At 68.4% G+C, this 16,572-nt stretch carries 11 protein-coding genes and 1 pseudogene; 5 read left to right on the top strand and 7 right to left on the bottom strand.

Going from position 1 to position 16,572, the window contains the following annotated elements:
• Window positions 1–308: 308 nt before the first annotated feature.
• Window positions 309–752 (top strand): annotated as a pseudogene (locus tag QE385_RS13105) (SDR family oxidoreductase); the annotation flags it as partial.
• A gap of 40 nt (window positions 753–792) precedes the next feature.
• A complete protein-coding gene (locus QE385_RS13100; RefSeq protein ID WP_307102512.1) occupies window positions 793–2,016 on the top strand; it encodes a threonine synthase in 1,224 nt (407 codons plus the stop codon).
• Between the two features lie 109 nt (window positions 2,017–2,125).
• Here QE385_RS13100 and QE385_RS13095 read toward each other — a convergent pair whose 3' ends face one another.
• Genes QE385_RS13095 through QE385_RS13085 form a run of 3 tightly spaced genes read right to left on the bottom strand, consistent with a single transcriptional unit; the run spans window position 2,126 to window position 5,774 of the window.
• Window positions 2,126–3,376, bottom strand: a complete 1,251-nt coding sequence (locus QE385_RS13095) for an arsenic transporter (RefSeq protein WP_307104725.1) — start codon at window positions 3,374–3,376, stop codon at window positions 2,126–2,128.
• Entirely contained in the window at window positions 3,373–4,494 is a 1,122-nt protein-coding gene (locus QE385_RS13090) for a metallophosphoesterase (RefSeq protein ID WP_307102510.1), read from the bottom strand. The genes QE385_RS13095 and QE385_RS13090 overlap by 4 nt, the downstream gene beginning before the upstream one ends.
• Window positions 4,491–5,774, bottom strand: a complete 1,284-nt coding sequence (locus tag QE385_RS13085) for an MFS transporter (protein WP_307102508.1) — start codon at window positions 5,772–5,774, stop codon at window positions 4,491–4,493. Before QE385_RS13085 ends, QE385_RS13090 begins: the two co-directional genes overlap by 4 nt.
• Before the next feature lie 336 nt (window positions 5,775–6,110).
• On the opposite strand from QE385_RS13085, the gene QE385_RS13080 reads away from it, so the two are divergent.
• Entirely contained in the window at window positions 6,111–7,868 is a 1,758-nt protein-coding gene (locus tag QE385_RS13080) for an aspartyl protease family protein (RefSeq protein WP_307102506.1), read from the top strand.
• Window positions 7,869–7,911: 43 nt separating this feature from the next.
• Here QE385_RS13080 and QE385_RS13075 read toward each other — a convergent pair whose 3' ends face one another.
• A complete protein-coding gene (locus tag QE385_RS13075; protein ID WP_307102504.1) occupies window positions 7,912–10,044 on the bottom strand; it encodes a TonB-dependent receptor in 2,133 nt (710 codons plus the stop codon).
• A 158-nt stretch (window positions 10,045–10,202) separates the two neighbouring features.
• Between QE385_RS13075 and QE385_RS13070 the strand changes: the two genes are divergently transcribed.
• Window positions 10,203–10,382, top strand: a complete 180-nt coding sequence (locus QE385_RS13070; RefSeq protein WP_007403839.1) for a hypothetical protein — start codon at window positions 10,203–10,205, stop codon at window positions 10,380–10,382.
• Window positions 10,383–10,397: 15 nt separating this feature from the next.
• Here the strand turns inward: QE385_RS13070 and QE385_RS13065 are convergent, their stop codons facing one another.
• The 3 genes from QE385_RS13065 to QE385_RS13055 form a co-directional block, all read right to left on the bottom strand.
• Entirely contained in the window at window positions 10,398–10,748 is a 351-nt protein-coding gene (locus QE385_RS13065) for a VOC family protein (RefSeq protein WP_307102500.1), read from the bottom strand.
• 72 nt (window positions 10,749–10,820) lie between these two features.
• Window positions 10,821–11,675: an MBL fold metallo-hydrolase gene (locus tag QE385_RS13060; protein ID WP_307102498.1), complete on the bottom strand. Its 855-nt coding sequence runs from the start codon at window positions 11,673–11,675 to the stop codon at window positions 10,821–10,823.
• Between the two features lie 98 nt (window positions 11,676–11,773).
• Complete coding sequence (locus tag QE385_RS13055; RefSeq protein WP_307102496.1) at window positions 11,774–12,868, bottom strand: Gfo/Idh/MocA family protein; 1,095 nt, start codon at window positions 12,866–12,868, stop codon at window positions 11,774–11,776.
• A 158-nt stretch (window positions 12,869–13,026) separates the two neighbouring features.
• On the opposite strand from QE385_RS13055, the gene QE385_RS13050 reads away from it, so the two are divergent.
• Window positions 13,027–16,524, top strand: a complete 3,498-nt coding sequence (locus QE385_RS13050) for a DUF3857 domain-containing protein (RefSeq protein ID WP_307102494.1) — start codon at window positions 13,027–13,029, stop codon at window positions 16,522–16,524.
• Window positions 16,525–16,572: the final 48 nt, after the last annotated feature.

Genomic DNA, 16,572 nt, shown 5'->3' with positions numbered 1-16,572 from the left:
TCCGTCCCTCGCCCCTCGCAGAGGGGAGAGGGTTGCGCAGACTTGGTCTTTGCGAGAGCAAAGGCTTAGTCGGAGCTGGGTGAGGGGTGGGCGCTCGCGAAGCGAGCGCGCGAGCCTTTGGGCTCGCTCAACCCCTCACCCAAGCTGCGCTAGCCAGCAGGCTGGCAAGCTTCGCTAACCCTCTCCCCTGTCCAGGGGAGAGGGGAAGAAGACGCAATACTGAATGTCGATCCGCCCTAGAAGACGCGATCGAACGGGAGTTTTCGAAATGATCCAGCGGCACCGCTGACGCGGCACAGGTTTTCCCGGACGGCACCTTCCTGGGCTGTCGCTATGCCATCGGCGCGATGAAGGCGAAGGGCAGCGGATCGATCATCAACATCTCGTCGCGCTCCGGGCTGGTCGGGATTCCGGCGGCGGCGGCCTATGCCTCGTCCAAGGCGGCGATCCGCAACCACAGCAAGACGGTCGCGCTCTATTGCGCGCAGGCGGGCTGGACGATCCGCTGCAATTCGATCCACCCGGCCGCGATCCTGACCCCGATCTGGGAACCGATGCTGGGCGACGGGCCCGACCGCGCGGCGCGCATGGCGGCGCTGGTCGCCGATACCCCGCTGAAACGCTTCGGCGAACCCGACGAGGTCGCCGCGATCGCGGTGATGCTGGCCTCGGACGAGGCGACCTATGTCACCGGCGCGGCGTTCAACATCGATGGCGGGCTGCTCGCGGGATCGGCGGCGAGCCCGGGCTAAGCCTATGGCGTCGGGCGGTTTCGGCCGATAGGCTGACCCCATGAACCGCAACCTCACCGAAGACCGCCCGACCTTCGTCACCCATCTGGAATGCTCGCTGACCGGCGAACGCTATGAGGCGGACCGGCTCCACGGCCTGTCGCGCGCGGGCCGTCCGCTGCTGGTGCGGTATGATCTGGAGGCGATGGGCCGCGCGGTGTCGCGCGATGCGATCGCCGCACGCGACACCGATCTGTGGCGCTGGCGCGAGCTGCTGCCCGTCCGGCGCACCGGGAGCATCGTGTCGCTGGGCGAGATCGAGACGCCGCTGATCCCGATTCCCCGCTCGGGCGGCGGATCGGTGCTGGTCAAGGACGAGGGGCGGCTGCCCACCGGATCGTTCAAGGCGCGCGGGCTGGTCATGGCGGTGGCGATGGCGCGCGAGCTGGGCGTGACCCGGATCGCGATGCCGACCAACGGCAATGCGGGCGCGGCGCTGGCCGCCTATGCCGCGCGGTGCGGGATCGAGACGGTGATCCTGTGCCCCGAGGAAACGCCGGAAGTGAATGTCCGCGAGATCGCCGCGCAGGGCGCGCGCGTATGGCGGGTCAACGGCCAGATCGACGAATGCGGCGCGATCGTCGGGCGCGGCGCGGCGGAGGGGCGCTGGTTCGACTTCTCGACGCTGAAGGAGCCCTATCGGATCGAGGGCAAGAAGACGATGGGGCTGGAACTGGCCGCGCAGCTGGGCTGGGAACTGCCCGATGCGATCTTCTATCCGACCGGCGGCGGCACCGGCCTGATCGGCATGTGGAAGGCGTTCGACGAGATGGAGCGGCTGGGCTGGATCGGGTCCAGGCGACCGCGCATGTATGCGGTCCAGGCCAGCGGCTGCGCGCCCATCGTCCGCGCCTATGAGGCGGGTGAGGAGCATGCCGAACGCTGGGAGGACGCCGCGACGGTGGCGGCGGGCATCCGGGTGCCCAAGGCGATCGGCGACTTCCTGATCCTGCGTGCGGTGCGCGAGTCCGGCGGCGCGGCGCTGGCGGTCGGCGATCCGGCGATCCTGAAGGCGGTGGAGGACTGCGCGAAGCGGGACGGGTTGCTGCTCTGCCCCGAGGGCGGGGCGACACTGGCGGCGTACAAGCAGGCGGTGCGCGACAATCTGGTCGACGAGGATGAACGGGTGGTGCTGTTCAACTGCGCCACCGGGCTGAAATACCCGATGCCGGAGGCGGGGCAGTGGCTCGACAAGAACGGGGCGATCGATCTGGCGGCGCTCTAGGCCCTTGGCCTTCGACTTCGCTCAGGCTGAACGGAGGTTGGGCTCCCTTCCCCCACTCCGTTCACGCTGAGCGAAGTCGAAGCGCACGCCCCCCCTCACCCACGGACTTTCACCCGATCAGCAACCGAATCCCCAGCGCCGCCAGCAACGCCAGCGGCATCGCCACCGCGCCGATCTTGAGGAAGGCGAGGAAGCCGACATCCTCCCCCTCGCGCCGGATCGCCTGAAGCCACAGGATCGTCGCCAGCGAGCCCGTCACCGACAGGTTGGGCCCCAGATCGACACCGATCAGCAGCGCGTCGGTGACGATCTGCGGCGGCTGCGCCTGGGCGATCGCGCTGCTCGCGATCAGCCCGGCGGGCAGGTTGTTCATCAGGTTGCTGCCGAACGCCAGCACCGTGCCCGACACCGCCGCCGCGCGTGTCGGATCGGCCAGCATGCCGCGCAGGCCGCTCGCGACCCAGGCGATCACCCCCGTCCGGTCGAGCGCTTCGACCAGCACGAACAGCCCGGCGACCAGCGGCAGCACGCCCCAGCTCACCGACCGCGCCAGCGTCAGCGGCGAGCGTCCCGCCAGCAGCGACACGATCACCGCCGTCGCGATCCCCGCGATCGCGGTCGGCAACCCCAGCGGCTCGTCCAGCGCCGACATGGTGAGGAGGAGCAGCGCGGTCAGCACGATGCCCGCAATCGCCAGCTTGCCGCCATTGGTCAGCGGGTCGCGCGCGACGTCGCGCTCGCAACCGCCCGCGATCCGCTGCCGCTCGATGGTCCGCAGCACCAGGAAGGTCACGACGATCGACCCGATCGAGGGCAGCGCGAAGGCCGCCATCCACGCGCCCAGCGGCGGCATATGCCCGCCATAAAGGACCAGATTGGCGGGGTTGGAGATCGGCAGGACGAAGCTGGCGGCATTGGCGATCAGCGCGCAGGCGAACAGCAGCGGCAGCGGGTCGGCCTTCGCCTTCTTCGCCGCGACGAAGACCGCCGGGGTCAGCACGACGGCGGTCGCGTCATTGGACATGAAGGTCGTGACGACCACCCCGGTCGCATAGACCAGCGCGAAGAGCCGCGCGCGCGATCCCTTCGCCGCGTTGACCGCCGTGGCGGCGATCCAGTCGAACGCGCCATGCTCGCGCGCCGTCTCGCTGAGCAGCATCATGCCGATCAGGAACAGATAGACGTCGCCCCCCTTGGCCACCGCCTGCCCCGCTTGCCCGAGCGGCATCAGGCCGAGCAGGATCAGCAGCGCCGCCCCCGCCACCGCCCAGATCCATTCGGGCCAGCGCATCGGCCGCGCGATGACTCCGGCGGTCGACAGACCCGCAATCGCCCAGGTCGCACCCGTCGCCAGAGTCACCATCCGCATCCATTCTTGTTCGGCCCCAGCCGGGCCCCGTCGATCCCGGCGATAGGCCAGGGGCCGATCGCATGGCAATCCTCGCCCGGCGCGACGGGCAGGCGCCGCTTGGGGATCGCGTCCATGCCCCGGACCAGACAGTCGATGCGATCGCGCCCTTCGCCGCACGCCACCTCGACCGCGTGCAGCCCGGCGTCGAGCGTCACTGCGGCGTGCCACGATCCATCCTCCCCGCGCGTCATCGGCGTCGCCGCGCCGCCATCGGCCGCAACCATCGGCACCGCATCGGCATCGGCGCCGAACAGCCTGGCCGTGATCGTCACCGGGCCCGGCCGGGGGACCTGATGCGGGTCGGTCGGCCGGGTGATCAGGCGGACATCGCCGGGGCCCACGATCTGGACATGCGGCCAGGGTGCATCCAGCCGTCGGAAGCGCCAGCTGACCACCCGGTCCTGGACATGGACGATGGTGAAGCCCGCCGCGCCGCCATCCTCCTCGATCTGCCCGGTCGAGCGGGTCGCGCCATAGATGACCCGGCCATCGTTCAGCAGCTCGTTATAATGGGTATGGCCGGTATCGACGAAGGCGACCTCGCCATCGATGAGCTGGCGCGCGATCGTCTCGCCATCGGCGGCCAGATCGCCGGGATAGGCGTGCATGAAGACCAGCGGCACCTGCCCCGCCGCCTTGGCCCGCGCGAGTTCCTCGGCCAGCCGGTTGCGGTCGTGCATGGTCAGCCGGAAATCCGGCCCGCCCGCGCCCGCCGATACGATGTCGAAGAACAGGCAGCGATGCCCGGCGATCACCTCCGTCTCGGGCTGGTTGGCCCCGGGGATGGCGGCCTCATAGGCGGTGAGATCGCCCGGCTCGAAATCATGGTCGCCGGGGATGATCCGCCAGGGTCGCGACAGCGGCGCCAGCGCGTCCAGCATCCGGGCATATTGTTCGGGCATGCCGTGATTGGCATTGTCGCCTGGCAGGAAGACGAAGTCCGCCGCCTCGCCGATCCGCGCATTCACCTGCGCCACGATGGCGCGCAGCCGGTCCAGGCTTTGCCAGCCATCATCCGCGTCCAGATGCAGGTCGCCGACATGGACCCAGCAGATACCGCCGCTCATGCGTTCGCTTCCTTTCCGGCGTCTCCGCCACAGGCCGGGCGCAACGTGCCCGCAAAGCCGATCCACAGCGCGAGGCTGGCGACCGCGAAGCCGCCCAATATATAGAAGGCAGTGCTGTAACCGAGTTCCTGCGCCAGCCACCCGCCGATCGCGGGCGACAGGCTGGCCCCGACGCCCTGGATCGTCATCACCGCGCCCTGCCCGACATTGACCCGGCCGGTGCCGTTCAACAGGCAGGCGACGAGCCCCGGCACCGCGACGCTCTGAAGCCCCGCACCGATCCCGTCGAGCGCCTGGACCGGCCAGACGCCCCAATGCTCGATAAAGGTCCCCGCCAGGAATCCCCGCAGCGGAAGCGCCGCGAAGGAGATCAGCAGGACCAGCCAGTAACCGCGCCCGGCGGCGACCTTCATCGCGACCAGGCTGGCGACGATCATCACCGCCTGTGCGACCATCACCGTCGTCGCGGTGAACATCGCCGCATCGCCCTTGCCCGCGCCGACCACCGCCATGCCATAGAGCGGCAGCATCGCGCCGTTGCCCAGATGGAAGCACGCCAGCGCCGCCGCCAGGATCAGCATCGGCTTGTTGGACAGCAGCGCCTTGAACCCCTCGGCCTGCCCGCCCTCCTGATCCTCGCCCTTGTCATCCTCCAGCCCGCGCGCGGCCCGGTGATCGATGGCGCGCTCGGGGATCGACAGGACCGAGATGACCGCCAGCACCCCGAAGGCGGCGGCCAGGAAGAAGATGGCGGGCATCCCGAACTTCCAGCCGAGAAAACCCGACAGCCCCGCGCCGACCATGTTTCCGGCATGGTTCCAGGCCTGGTTGCGGCCATTCTGCGCGTTGAAGCCCTTTTGCCGGACGACGCCCAGCGTCATGCCGGTCACCGCCGGACCGATCGCCGCGCCCGCGATCGCGGTCGCCACCTGGCTGATCCCGACGACCAGCCCGGTCTGCGACCAGAGGATCAGGAAGGACGCCAGCACCGTGCAGATGCCGGTAATGACCACCACCCAGCGTTTCTTGTCGGTATGGTCGATAAAGGCGCCCGCAGGCACGGCCATCACCATCCCCGCCACGCCGCCCAGCGTCATGACGGTGCCGATCGGCCCCGTCTGCCACCCGCGCTGTTGCAGGAAGACGCCCAGAAAGGGACCGATCCCCGCCTGCATGTCGGCCATGAAGAAATTGAGCGCCTGTAGCCAGCGCGTCGCGCGGCGGCGGTCGGCGTCCGGCGCGTGGGCGCCGGAGGCGTCGGGTAGGGCAGCTGTCGCCATGGATCGTCTCCGCAAGATGCGGGGGCCCAACTCAGCAATGTTTTGAAATATCCGCAGTCAGGCTGATTTATGTTGGCCGGGGACCGCTCGCCGGGCGTTTGGTAAAATCAACCGTCCTGAAGCCCCACGCTTTTTCCGACGACCCGGCCCATGACACGAAGAAATGGCCCGATCGAGAAAGGATCGGATCGACCGGGAACAAAATCCGGTGGCGATGAAAACTCTGGCTATGCTCGGGCGCGACGTATCAGGAATTTCAGATTCGTGTCATCTTTGCTGTTTCCGTGTCCCGCTATGCTGCATCACCAAGGCAGCCGGCATGGGGATGATGGCGCGATGATCGGGACGATGGGGCGATATGCCGTGGCGGCGGGCCTGCTGGCGGGCGGCGCCGCGCCCGCTATGGCGGCCACGGGGTGTCAGGTCGGGATGATGGCCGCGATCCCCGTCACCATGCAGGGGCTTCGCCCGGTGGTCGAGACACAGATCAACGGCAGGCCCGCCCCCTTCCTGCTCGATAGCGGGGCCTTTTACAGCAACATCGCGCCACCCGTCGCGCGCGAGTTCGGGCTGTCGCTGAGCCCGCTTCCCGACGGGTATCGCGTGAACGGGGTCGGCGGCAGTTCGGAGGCACGCGTCACCACCGTCCGCCGCTTCACCCTGGCCGGGTTCGACCTGGCCCATGTCGAATTCATCGTCAGCGGCAGCGATGTCGGAGAGACCGGACTGCTCGGCCAGAATGTGCTGGGGCTGGCCGATGTCGAATATGACCTGCCCGGCGGCATGGTGCGGCTGTTCAAGCCCAGCAACTGCGCCAAGGCCGCCATGGCCTATTGGACCAAGGGGCAGCCCTTCTTCGAAATGCCGATCGAGCCGCGCGACAGCCGCCAGCACCACACGGTCGGCACGGTCGAGCTGGACGGCGCGAAGCTGCGCGCCACCTTCGACACCGGCGCGGACGGCACCGTGCTGACCCTGCGCGCCGCCGCGCGGGCCGGGGTGCATCCCGGCGATCCGGGGGTGGAGCCCGCAGGCTGGTCGACCGGGATCGGGCATCATGTCGTCAAGGGCTGGGTCGCGCGGTTCAAGCTGCTGCGGATCGGCAATGAGGAACTGCACAATGTCCGGCTGCATATCGCCGATCTGGGCGGACTGGACACCGACATGCTGCTGGGCGCGGATTATTTCGTGTCGCACCGCCTCTATGTCTCGAATGCGCAGCACCGGCTGTATTTCACCTATAATGGCGGACGGCTGTTCGACGCCGCCGCGCATGTCGATCCCGCCGCGTCGGGCGCGGTGCAGGTCGTCGCCGAGGCCGCCGCACCGACCGATGCCGAGGGCTATAGCCGTCGCGGCGCGATGCTGCAGACCCAGCACGACCTGCCCGGCGCGATCGACGCCTTTACCCATGCCATGACGCTCGCGCCCCGCGACCCGCGCTTCCCCCGCCAGCGCGCGCTCGCCTATCTGGAGCAACGGCGGCCGGTGCTGGCGATCGACGACCTCAACACCACGCTGACGCTCGACCCCGCCGACACCCACGCCCGTTTCCTGCGCGCCGAGCTTCGCCAGCGGGCGGGCAATCCGGCGGGCGCGGTCGCCGATCTCGACCAGATCAGCGCCGCCCTGCCGCGCGAGGACATGCAGCGCCTGCAAATCGCGCGGCTCTATGCCGATGCGGACGCGATGGCCCCGGCGATCGCGCAATATGGCCTGTGGCTGGACACGCATCGCGACGATGCCCGGCGCGGCACCGCGCTCAATGGGCGATGCTGGGCCCGGATGCTCGCGAATGTCGAGCTGGACAAGGCGATGAGCGACTGCAACGCCGCCATCCATGCGGTGCCGGGCAATCCCAGCTATCTCGACAGCCGCGCCTTCGTCCGGCTGCGGCGCCACGAGGATCAGGCCGCGCTCGCCGATTTCGACGCCGCGCTAGCCATCGATCCCAAGCGCGCCTGGGCGCTCTATGGCCGCGCCATCGTCGAGCAGCGGCTGGGCAGGACCGCCGAGGCCGATCGCGACCGCGCCGCCGCCATCGCGATCGACCGGCACATGCCCGACCGGATCAGGACATTCGGCATCGCCTGACCGGGTGGCGGGGCGGCGGTTGGTGCCGCCGCCCCCCCCCTCCTCAGAACGACTTGGACACGCCGACGAAGAAGCCGCGACGCGGCCCATATTGCGGCGCGCCGACACCCACGCCGGTTCCGTCGCGGATCTCGTATTTGTGGTCGAGCGCGTTGATGACGTCGAAGCGGATGTCGATGTTCGGCCCGGCCAGATGGTGGCTCGCGGTCAGGTTGAACTGGGCATAGGGCGCGATCTTGGCGCCGTTGGGAATGCTCCGCACATCGTCGTCGCGGCGCAGGCCCGAGCCATAGATCATGCTGCCGCCCAGCTTCGTGCCCCCCGCAAAGGCATAGGACACACCCGCCGATCCGGTGAAGGTCTGGTCGTGATCCAGATAGATATAATGCCGGGCGATATAGTCGAGATCGTCCTGGCCGAAGCTGAACTGGCTGGAGACGATGCCCCGGCCCTTGGCCTTGGCGGCGGCGAAATTGGCATAGGCGAGCAGCGGCCCACGCTGATAGCTCATATTCGCCTCGATCCCGCCGATACGCCCCTGCCGATAGTTGAACGGGGTCAGGATGATCGGCGCGCCGAACTGCCCCTCGTCGATCAGGTTCTTCGAGATGCGGTAATAGGCGTCGATGCCATAGGTGAAGTAGCGGCTGAGCCGCGCCTGGAACCCGGCGTCGAAATAATCCTGCCGCTCGGCATAGGGGACGTCGTTGACGGTGACCGAGGGATAGGCGCTGGTGCCGACGAACTTGTTGATGCTGGTATTGCCGACCAGCTCGAAGGGCGGCGGCACGAAATAGCGCGAATAGCCCGCATGCAGCGTATAGACATCGTCCGGCTGCCACACCAGGTTGACGCGCGGCGACAGCTGCCCCTCACGGCGATAGCCGTTATAGAGGTCGTAGCGCGCGCCATAGTTCAGCGTCAGCCTGGGCAGCAGCTTCCATTCGTCTTGCAGATAGGCGCTGACGCTGGTCGCGGTCTTGCCGCTATTGTCGGCGATCATGATCGGCTCGCCCGCCTGGGCGCCGTTGCCGTCGACCGGGAAGACGCTGGTCGTGGTCGCGCTGGTCGAGCGGTCGCGCGACAGCAGCAGGCCGCCGCGCAGCGTGTGCGCATCGCCCAGATGATAGACGGCATCGACCTGCCCGCCGATCGCGAAATCCTGCTTGTACGCCTGTTGCGCCTGCCCGTTATAGAGCAGCTCGCCCAGCACGTCGGGACGATAGCGCAGCGAGGAATAGCGCGCGAAAAGCGACGCCTGCACGGTGAACGGCTCGGCATCGTGGAGGAAGGCCAGTTGGCCGAAGCCGGTCTTCTCCAGCTGCGTCTCGTTCAGCTTCTCGCTGGGAAACGTCTTCTGTCCGCCGACGCTCCAGGTGCCGCCTGGCTGTTGGCCGACCGGGTTGGGGATCTGGAACCACTGGTTGGAATAGCCGCCGACGAACGACACCCGGTTCTGGTCGTCCAGGATATGGTCGACATAGGCAAAGCCCTGATACTGGTCGGTATCGTCGTGCACCGGATTGGACCGGCCGTCGACGCTCTCGATGCCCAGGCCACTGTGCCGGTAATCACCCGACACGAAGTAATTGGTGCTTCCCGAAGAGCCGCCATAGGTCAGGCTGGGCTGGATGGTGTTGTGGCTGCCGCCATAGATGGAGGCGGTGCCGCCATTGTCGAACAGCCCGCTCTTGGTCGTGATGTCGATCACGCCTGCGGTGCGCAGGCCATATTGCGCCGGCAGCGCGCCGGTCAGGATGTTGACCTTGTCGACCAGGCGCGGCGACAGGGTCTGGCCGAACACCGCCAGGCCTTCGGGCAGGATGGTGCCGTTGATGCGATATTGCAGGCCATTATGGTCGTCGCGGACGTGGAATTGGCCGAAACCGTCCTGCACGATGCCGGGCGCCTGGAGCAGGATCTGGTTGAACTGCTGGTTCTCGCCGCCGGGCAGCGCCTTGATCGTCGCGCTGGTGATCTCGTAATTCGACGCGCCGAGGCTGGGCTGGATATGCGCGCGCGCCGTGTCCAGCCGCTTGGCGGTCACGACGATGTCGCTGCTGTCGCCGCCCTGCGTCTGGTCCGCGTCAGGCGTGGGCACGCCGCGCGTCTGCGCCATCGCCGGCATGGCGATCGCGGCCGTGGCTACGCAACACAACAGGGCGTATAAGCGCATAGAGATACTCGCATGATATATAGTCTCCCGGACGTTCTGCTTCGCCTTGCTGCGGTGCGAAGGCAAGCGCCGTCGCGCTCCATGACGCATTTGTAAGACAGTCATCATCCGCCCGCCCGCCATGGCCAGCGGGGCCGGATCACGCTAATCATGCGGATATGGCCGAACGTTTTGAGAGACACCGCCAGCCCTGGCGGCCCGACGAGATTCAGAAACTCCACACGCTCGCCAAGAAGGGCATGGCGCTGAAGGCGATCGCCAAGGCGCTGACCCGCAGCGAGGAGTCGGTCAAGGCGCGCGCCAAGGAAGACGGGCTGTCGATCGCCAAGCTGCACTGAGCCGGACGGGCGACGCTACTGCGCGACCCGCCCGATCCGCACCAGCACGCCGTTGGGGTCGCTGACCGCGAACTCATAGGTACCCCAGGGCTTGAGGTGCGGCGCGCCGGGCTCGATGATCCGGTCGCGCACCCGGTCGGCGACCGCGTCGACGTCCTCGACATAGAGATAGAGGCCGAAGGGATTCTCCTCCACGCGGGGTGGCCAACCGGGCATGTGGTTCAAATGCAGATGCCAGCCGCGCCCGTCCTCCATTATCCGATAGCCGCCGAAATCGGCCGCGACGGTAAAGCCGAGCAGCCGGTAGAAGGCGGTGCTGGCCGCCATGTCGCCAGCCGGCACGATCGCGACGCAGTGATGATTCATGGCCCTCTCCCGTCCCGTTGGCGGGACCGGCGCATCCTATCGCATGGCGTCGTCCGCGAAAGCCGTTTGCCGCTATAGCGGATAGCCGTCGCGGCACCGCTCCCATTCGACCGGATCATGCGCGCAGACGAGCGTGACCGTGTCGCGGCGTGCGATCGACAGGTCGCGCAGCCGGGCCTGGTTGGCCAGACGCGCACGCGCATCGACCTCCATCAGCCGCTGATAGGCGCGCAGGCCCGGCGTGCAGCGGCGCCTCGCCTCGCGCATCTCGCCGCGATAGAAATAGGCGTCCCCGGCATGGAGCAGCCATCGCCCGCCGGGCTGTCGGATCGCCACGCCCGCATGGCCCCATGTGTGGCCGGGAAGCGGCACCAGCAGGATTTCGGGCGGCAGGCCGGGCAGGTCGCGGACCGCATCGAACCCGAACCAGCCCTCGCCCCCGGCGCTGTGGAACTGCCACCGCGCGACCTGATCCCATTGCCGGGGCCGCCAGCGGTTGCGCGCGACGATCCCCGCATGCGGCCCGGCGGCATCGTCATATTCGCGGCGCATGACATGCACGGCCGCATTGGGAAAATCCTCCAGCCCGCCCGCATGGTCGAAGTCGAGATGGGTCAGCACGATGTGCCGGACATCCCCGGCGCGATGGCCCAGCGCCTCGATCTGGCGGATCGCGGTTTCCGACTCGCGCAGCCGGATGTTGAGCATGGCCCGCCACGGCAGGGTGATGCGGGGATCGGGGCGGCGATGCGGATGCGCCACGTCGCGCAGGCCATAGCCGGTATCGACCAGCACCAGCCCGCTCGCCTCGGTCTCGATCAACAGGCAGTGGCAGACCAGATGCCCCAGCGGCCCATGGCTGCGCCCGTCGAACAACGCACCCCCCAGGGGGCAGTCGGTCCCGCAGTTGAGATGGTGGATCCGCATCGGACTCCAACCCGATCGATCGGGCGATCGTTCCATCTTATCCCTATTTTACAACAGGATAAACCACATCACCTGGATCAGGAAGCCGCCATCACGGCTCAGGCGGTCAGGGTGATCCGCCGCCCTTCCCGCGCGGAGCGATAGATCGCCTCGATGACGCGCAGATCGGCCAGCCCTTCCTCGCCGGGGACCAGCGGCCGGGTGTCGTTCAGGATGCACTCGGCGAAATGGTCGAGCTGTCCGGCATGCTGCCCCTTGCTCGGCGTCAAGCGCCGCTCCTCGGTCCGGCCGTCGCGGTGGACGAACATCCGCTGCCCCTCATAGGCGGTGGCGGGTTCCAGCTCGATCCAGCCCTTCGTCCCCGTCACGCGGTAGATATTGTGCCCCGAGCTATAGCTCGACACGCAGGTCGCCTCGATCCCGGAGGGGAAGCGCAACAGGAAGGTGATGCGGTCCTCGACGGTGCGGAAGCGCGGGTCGTTGCGGTCGGTCGATTCCACCGCACTGACCTCCACCGGCTGCTCGCCGGTCAGGTAGCGGACCGCGTTCAGGCTGTAGATGCCGATGTCCATCAGCGACCCGCCCCCCGACAGCGCACGGTCGAGTCGCCACTGGTTGGGCTGCGCGTTAAAGCCATGGTCGGAGGTGACGATCCGCGTCGGCCCGACAAAGCCCTTGCGCGCCAGATCGATCGCCAGCCGGTTATACGGCTCGAACCGCGAGCGATAGCCGATCATCAGCTTGCGCCCCGCCGCCTGGCAGGCCTCGATCATCGTCCGGCAGTCCGAGGACGACACCGCCATGGGCTTCTCGCACATCACATGCTTGCCCGCCCGCGCCGCGCGCACCGTATATTCGGCGTGCAGGGCGTTGGGCAGGATCACATAGACGACGTCGACATCGGGATTGTCGCGGATCGTGTCGAAGTCCGCATAGCTGTAGCGGTGGCTGGCGGGCACGCCATATGTCTCGCCGAAACGGGCCAGCTTCTCGGGCGTGCCGCTGACCAGCGCGGTCAGGCGCGCATGGTCGCACTCGGCGAATTTGGACATAATCAGTTCGGCATAGCGGCCCAGTCCGACAATGGCATAGCCGATCCTGCGCCCGCCCGGCGCGGCGCAGGCGCCCCCGGCCGCCATAGCCAGTCCGGCGCCCAGCCCTGTGATGACGGTTCGACGGCTGGTGTCGCGCATGATCCTCTCCCGATCGGTTATGGCTATATCCGTCAATGGCTTAGCATCATCCGCCGATCCGCACCACCGCGCGCCGTTTCCGCCGCCCCCCGTCCCCCCTTGCCAGGATTTCCGACGCGCCATAGCGTCGCGGCCGGGGATCTGGGGGGAATAGAGACGTGCGTACCATATTCGTGCCGCGGCACCGGCTGGCGCCGGCGCTTCTGATGGCGGGCGTCGCCGCCTTTCCGCTTCACGCCGCCCGACCGGTCGCCGTGGCGGTGGAGACCGCGGGCCCCGCCGCCGCGCAGGCCCCGGCGGTCGAGCCGATGCCCGACTGGGTCCGCACGCTTGCCATCCCCGAGGCGACGAAACCGCGCGTGGAGCGGGCGCAGGACGGCGTCGTCTATCTGCTCAACGATGCGCAATATCGCTCGCGCCCGGACGGTCATGACGACTGGTTCCGCCTGACGAGCAAGGTCATCAACCGCAGCGGGCTGGAGTCGGCCGGTCAGATCACCATGGCCTATAATCCGGCCTTCGAGACGCTGGGCGTCCACTTCGTCCACCTGATCCGCGACGGCAAGGTCATCGACCTGACCCGCGACACGCAGTTCCGCGTGGTCGAGCGCGAGGACGATCTGGAGGACGGGATCGTCAGCGGCACGATGAAGGTCATCGCCAATCTGCGCGACGTGCGGGTCGGCGACATCGTCGATTACGCGACCACGGTCCATGCCCGGTCCAGCCTGTGGGCGGGCCATGCCTTTTACGGTTTCTCCCAGCGTTTCTCCGAGCCGCTGGCGATGCGCAGCCTGCGGTTCGTCTGGCCCGAGGGGATGACGCCGCGTTTCAAGGCGATCAACAGCGACATCGCCTTTCCGCCGCGCAAGACCGATCGCGGCACCGAATGGGAATGGAGCGTCACCGATCCCGCGCCGATGAAGGGCGAGGACAATGTGCCCGGCGGCGTGTTCCAGTGGGGACTGGGCGAGATCTCGACGATGCGCGACTGGGGCGAGGTCGCGACCTGGGCGACCGGGCTCTACCGGGGCGACGACACGCTGCCCGCCGACTTCGCCGCGCGGCTGGACGCCATCGCCAAGGCGTCGCCCGCCCCCGCCGACCGGCTGACCGCCGCGACCCGCTATATCCAGGACAATATCCGCTATGTCGGTGAGGAGCTGGGCGAGGGCTCGTTCGTGCCGCGGCGGCCCGGCGTGGTGCTGGCGCGCGGTTACGGCGACTGCAAGGACAAGAGCCTGTTGCTGGCGGTGGCGCTGCGGCGGCTGGGCATCGACGCGGTGCCTGCGCTGGTGTCGACGACCGACGGCCCCCGGCTGACCGAGCGCCTGCCCTCGCCGCTGGTGTTCGACCATGTCATCGTCCGTGCGGTCCTCGACGGACGGGTGCTGTGGATCGACCCGACCGGCACCCATCGCGGCGGCCGGGGGACCGCGATCGTCCCCTCCAATCTGGGCCATGCGCTGCCGATCCGCGACGGCCAGGCGGCGCTCGAGCCGATGGCGGGCTATGGCGAGCGGGCCGGGCGCATGACCGTGGTCGAGGAATTCGCGGTCGACGAAAAGGCCGAGGTCGCGATGACCCTGCACGTCGTGACCCGCTATACCGACGCCCGCGCCGACCAGGTGCGCGGCAGCTGGGCCTCGACCTCCGCGCGCAAGATCGCGGACGACAATCTCGCTTTCTATCGCAAGCGCTTTCCCGAACTGGTCGAGGGCAAGCCGCTGGTCCAGACCGACGATCGCGACGCCAATGTGGTGACGATGGTCGAGGACTATACGATGTCGCGCGCCGCGTTCGACAAGGCCAAGCTGTCCGCCAAGCTGATCACCCGCGCCTATGCCGCACAGGACATCCTGCCCGACCGGCAGGATGATCCGCGCCGCCAGCCGCTGGCGCTGCCCGACCATGTGGTGAACGAGCAGACGATCGACCTGCGGGTCAAGGACCGGCTGCTCGAGCCGCTGGACGATGTCGAGGCCAAGGGCGGGCCGGTGGCCTTCTCGCGCCGCTCGACCAAGCTGCCCGACGGCCTGCACATCGTCTATCGACTCGACACCGGCCCGCGCGACATGGTGCCCGCCGCCGAGGCGGAGGCGGTCTATGCCGTGTCGGAGAAGGTCTCGAACGAGACGGGCATCGAATTCTATCTGGAAAAGTCCCCGCGCCCCTCGGGAATGCCTGCCGGGCTCGACCCCGCCCTGACGGCGACGATCCGGCCCGACCTGGAAAAGCTGATGGCGCTGATCCAGAAGCCGGACCAGCCGTCGAAGATCGAGGCGCTGTCGCTGATCGCCGCGATGTCCGAAAAGCTGCCGCACCCCTCGCCGATGGCGGGGATGGTCGACGGGCTGAAGGCGGCGGTGCTGTCCGATCTGCGGCGTCCGCAGGCGGCGCTCGCCGCATTCCAGTCGGCGACCGCGCAGTTCGACGGCAATCCCGAGGTGTTCCGGATGTGGATCGCCTATGAGCTGGATCTGGGAACGCCGGACTCGGTCGTGAAGGCCTTGCAGCGCACCCGTGCCGCCCAGCCCGCGATCGTCACCGGACTCGAAGATGCATGGGTTCGCGCCGCACTCCAGAAGATCCAGACCTTGCCCGCCGAGGCGCGGACGAAGGCCCATGAGGATCTGTGCATCGTCCTGTCCGACAGCGAATGGCAGCAATCGCCGCGCACCGCCTTCGGCGGCAGCATGCTGGGCTGCGCGATCGTGGCGCAGAGCCGCCGGGGCGATCTCGCCGCCGTGCGGGCCGGGCTGGCCAGGACCCCGCCGACGCCCGCGCTGCTGGCGCTGGCCACCGACAGGCGGCACCAGCCGCTGTGGGGCGACATGGAGCGGCTGGTCGCCGACGGCTTCCGCCAGTCGCTGACCAGCGCCGCCGCCAGCGCGGAGGCCGCCGCCAGCGCCGCGCCGCGCGATTACAAGGCGGTCACCGAACAGATGCGCACGCTGCGCACGCTCGGCCGCTATCAGGAGGCGATCGCGGCGGGCAAGGCGCTCGCCACCGACACCGCGCGGATCGAGATGGTCGGCCATGACGGCTTCTGGCTGGCCAACGAATATGCCGAGAATCTGCGCTCGCTGGGCCGGACCGACGAGGCGGTGGCGCAATATGACCGGATGCTGGCGCTGGGGATGGAGCAATATCCCGAGCTGGTCTCGCTGGCGATAAACCGCGCCGAGACGCTGACCGCCGCCGGACGCTATCAGGCGAGCATCGACAGCCTGACCGCGCTGGAGGCCGGGCAGGGCCCGAAGATCAGCCTCTATGGCAAGATGTGGATCTGGTCCAACCGCGCCTGTGCGCAGCACCGGCTGGGCCATGCGGCGGAGGCGAAAGCCGACGAGGACCGGCTGGCCGCCAAGCCCGCCGAGAACTGGAGCGCGACGACCTCCGCCGCGGCATGCCGGGGCGACGTGAAGGCGATCGGCGAGCATCTGATCGCCCGCCTGCGCGCCGAGGACAGCCGGGAGCAGGCGATCGGCCTGTTCCTGATCCAGCCGCCCTCCCCGCACCGCACGTCGCTGGAGGCCGAGATGGTCGAGACGATGGACAAGGCCCGCGCGCTGCCCGAGGTGCAGGCCGAACTCGCCAAATATGGCCGCGCGGTCCGCTATGCCGGGATGGCGGGGGGTTGGGGTACGTTCTGACGCCCGTTCGGACCTCTCCCCTCCCGCAAGCGGGAGGGGTCGGGGGAG

This window comes from Sphingomonas sp. SORGH_AS_0950, from assembly GCF_030818415.1.
Taxonomy (GTDB): Bacteria; Pseudomonadota; Alphaproteobacteria; order Sphingomonadales; family Sphingomonadaceae; genus Sphingomonas.
Note: the sequence above shows the minus strand (reverse complement) of the source record. Positions and strands in the feature narration are given on the sequence as shown.

Bases quoted from the DNA above. Each gene is read 5' to 3' on its own strand.
- QE385_RS13055 (WP_307102496.1), bottom strand. From the start codon at position 12,868: ATGCGCGACACCAGCCGTCGAACCGTCATCACAGGGCTGGGCGCCGGA.
- QE385_RS13100 (WP_307102512.1), top strand. From the start codon at position 793: ATGAACCGCAACCTCACCGAAGACCGCCCGACCTTCGTCACCCATCTG.
- QE385_RS13090 (WP_307102510.1), bottom strand. From the start codon at position 4,494: ATGAGCGGCGGTATCTGCTGGGTCCATGTCGGCGACCTGCATCTGGAC.
- QE385_RS13060 (WP_307102498.1), bottom strand. From the start codon at position 11,675: ATGCGGATCCACCATCTCAACTGCGGGACCGACTGCCCCCTGGGGGGT.
- QE385_RS13070 (WP_007403839.1), top strand. From the start codon at position 10,203: ATGGCCGAACGTTTTGAGAGACACCGCCAGCCCTGGCGGCCCGACGAG.
- QE385_RS13075 (WP_307102504.1), bottom strand. From the start codon at position 10,044: ATGCGCTTATACGCCCTGTTGTGTTGCGTAGCCACGGCCGCGATCGCC.
- QE385_RS13080 (WP_307102506.1), top strand. From the start codon at position 6,111: ATGATCGGGACGATGGGGCGATATGCCGTGGCGGCGGGCCTGCTGGCG.
- QE385_RS13085 (WP_307102508.1), bottom strand. From the start codon at position 5,774: ATGGCGACAGCTGCCCTACCCGACGCCTCCGGCGCCCACGCGCCGGAC.
- QE385_RS13065 (WP_307102500.1), bottom strand. From the start codon at position 10,748: ATGAATCATCACTGCGTCGCGATCGTGCCGGCTGGCGACATGGCGGCC.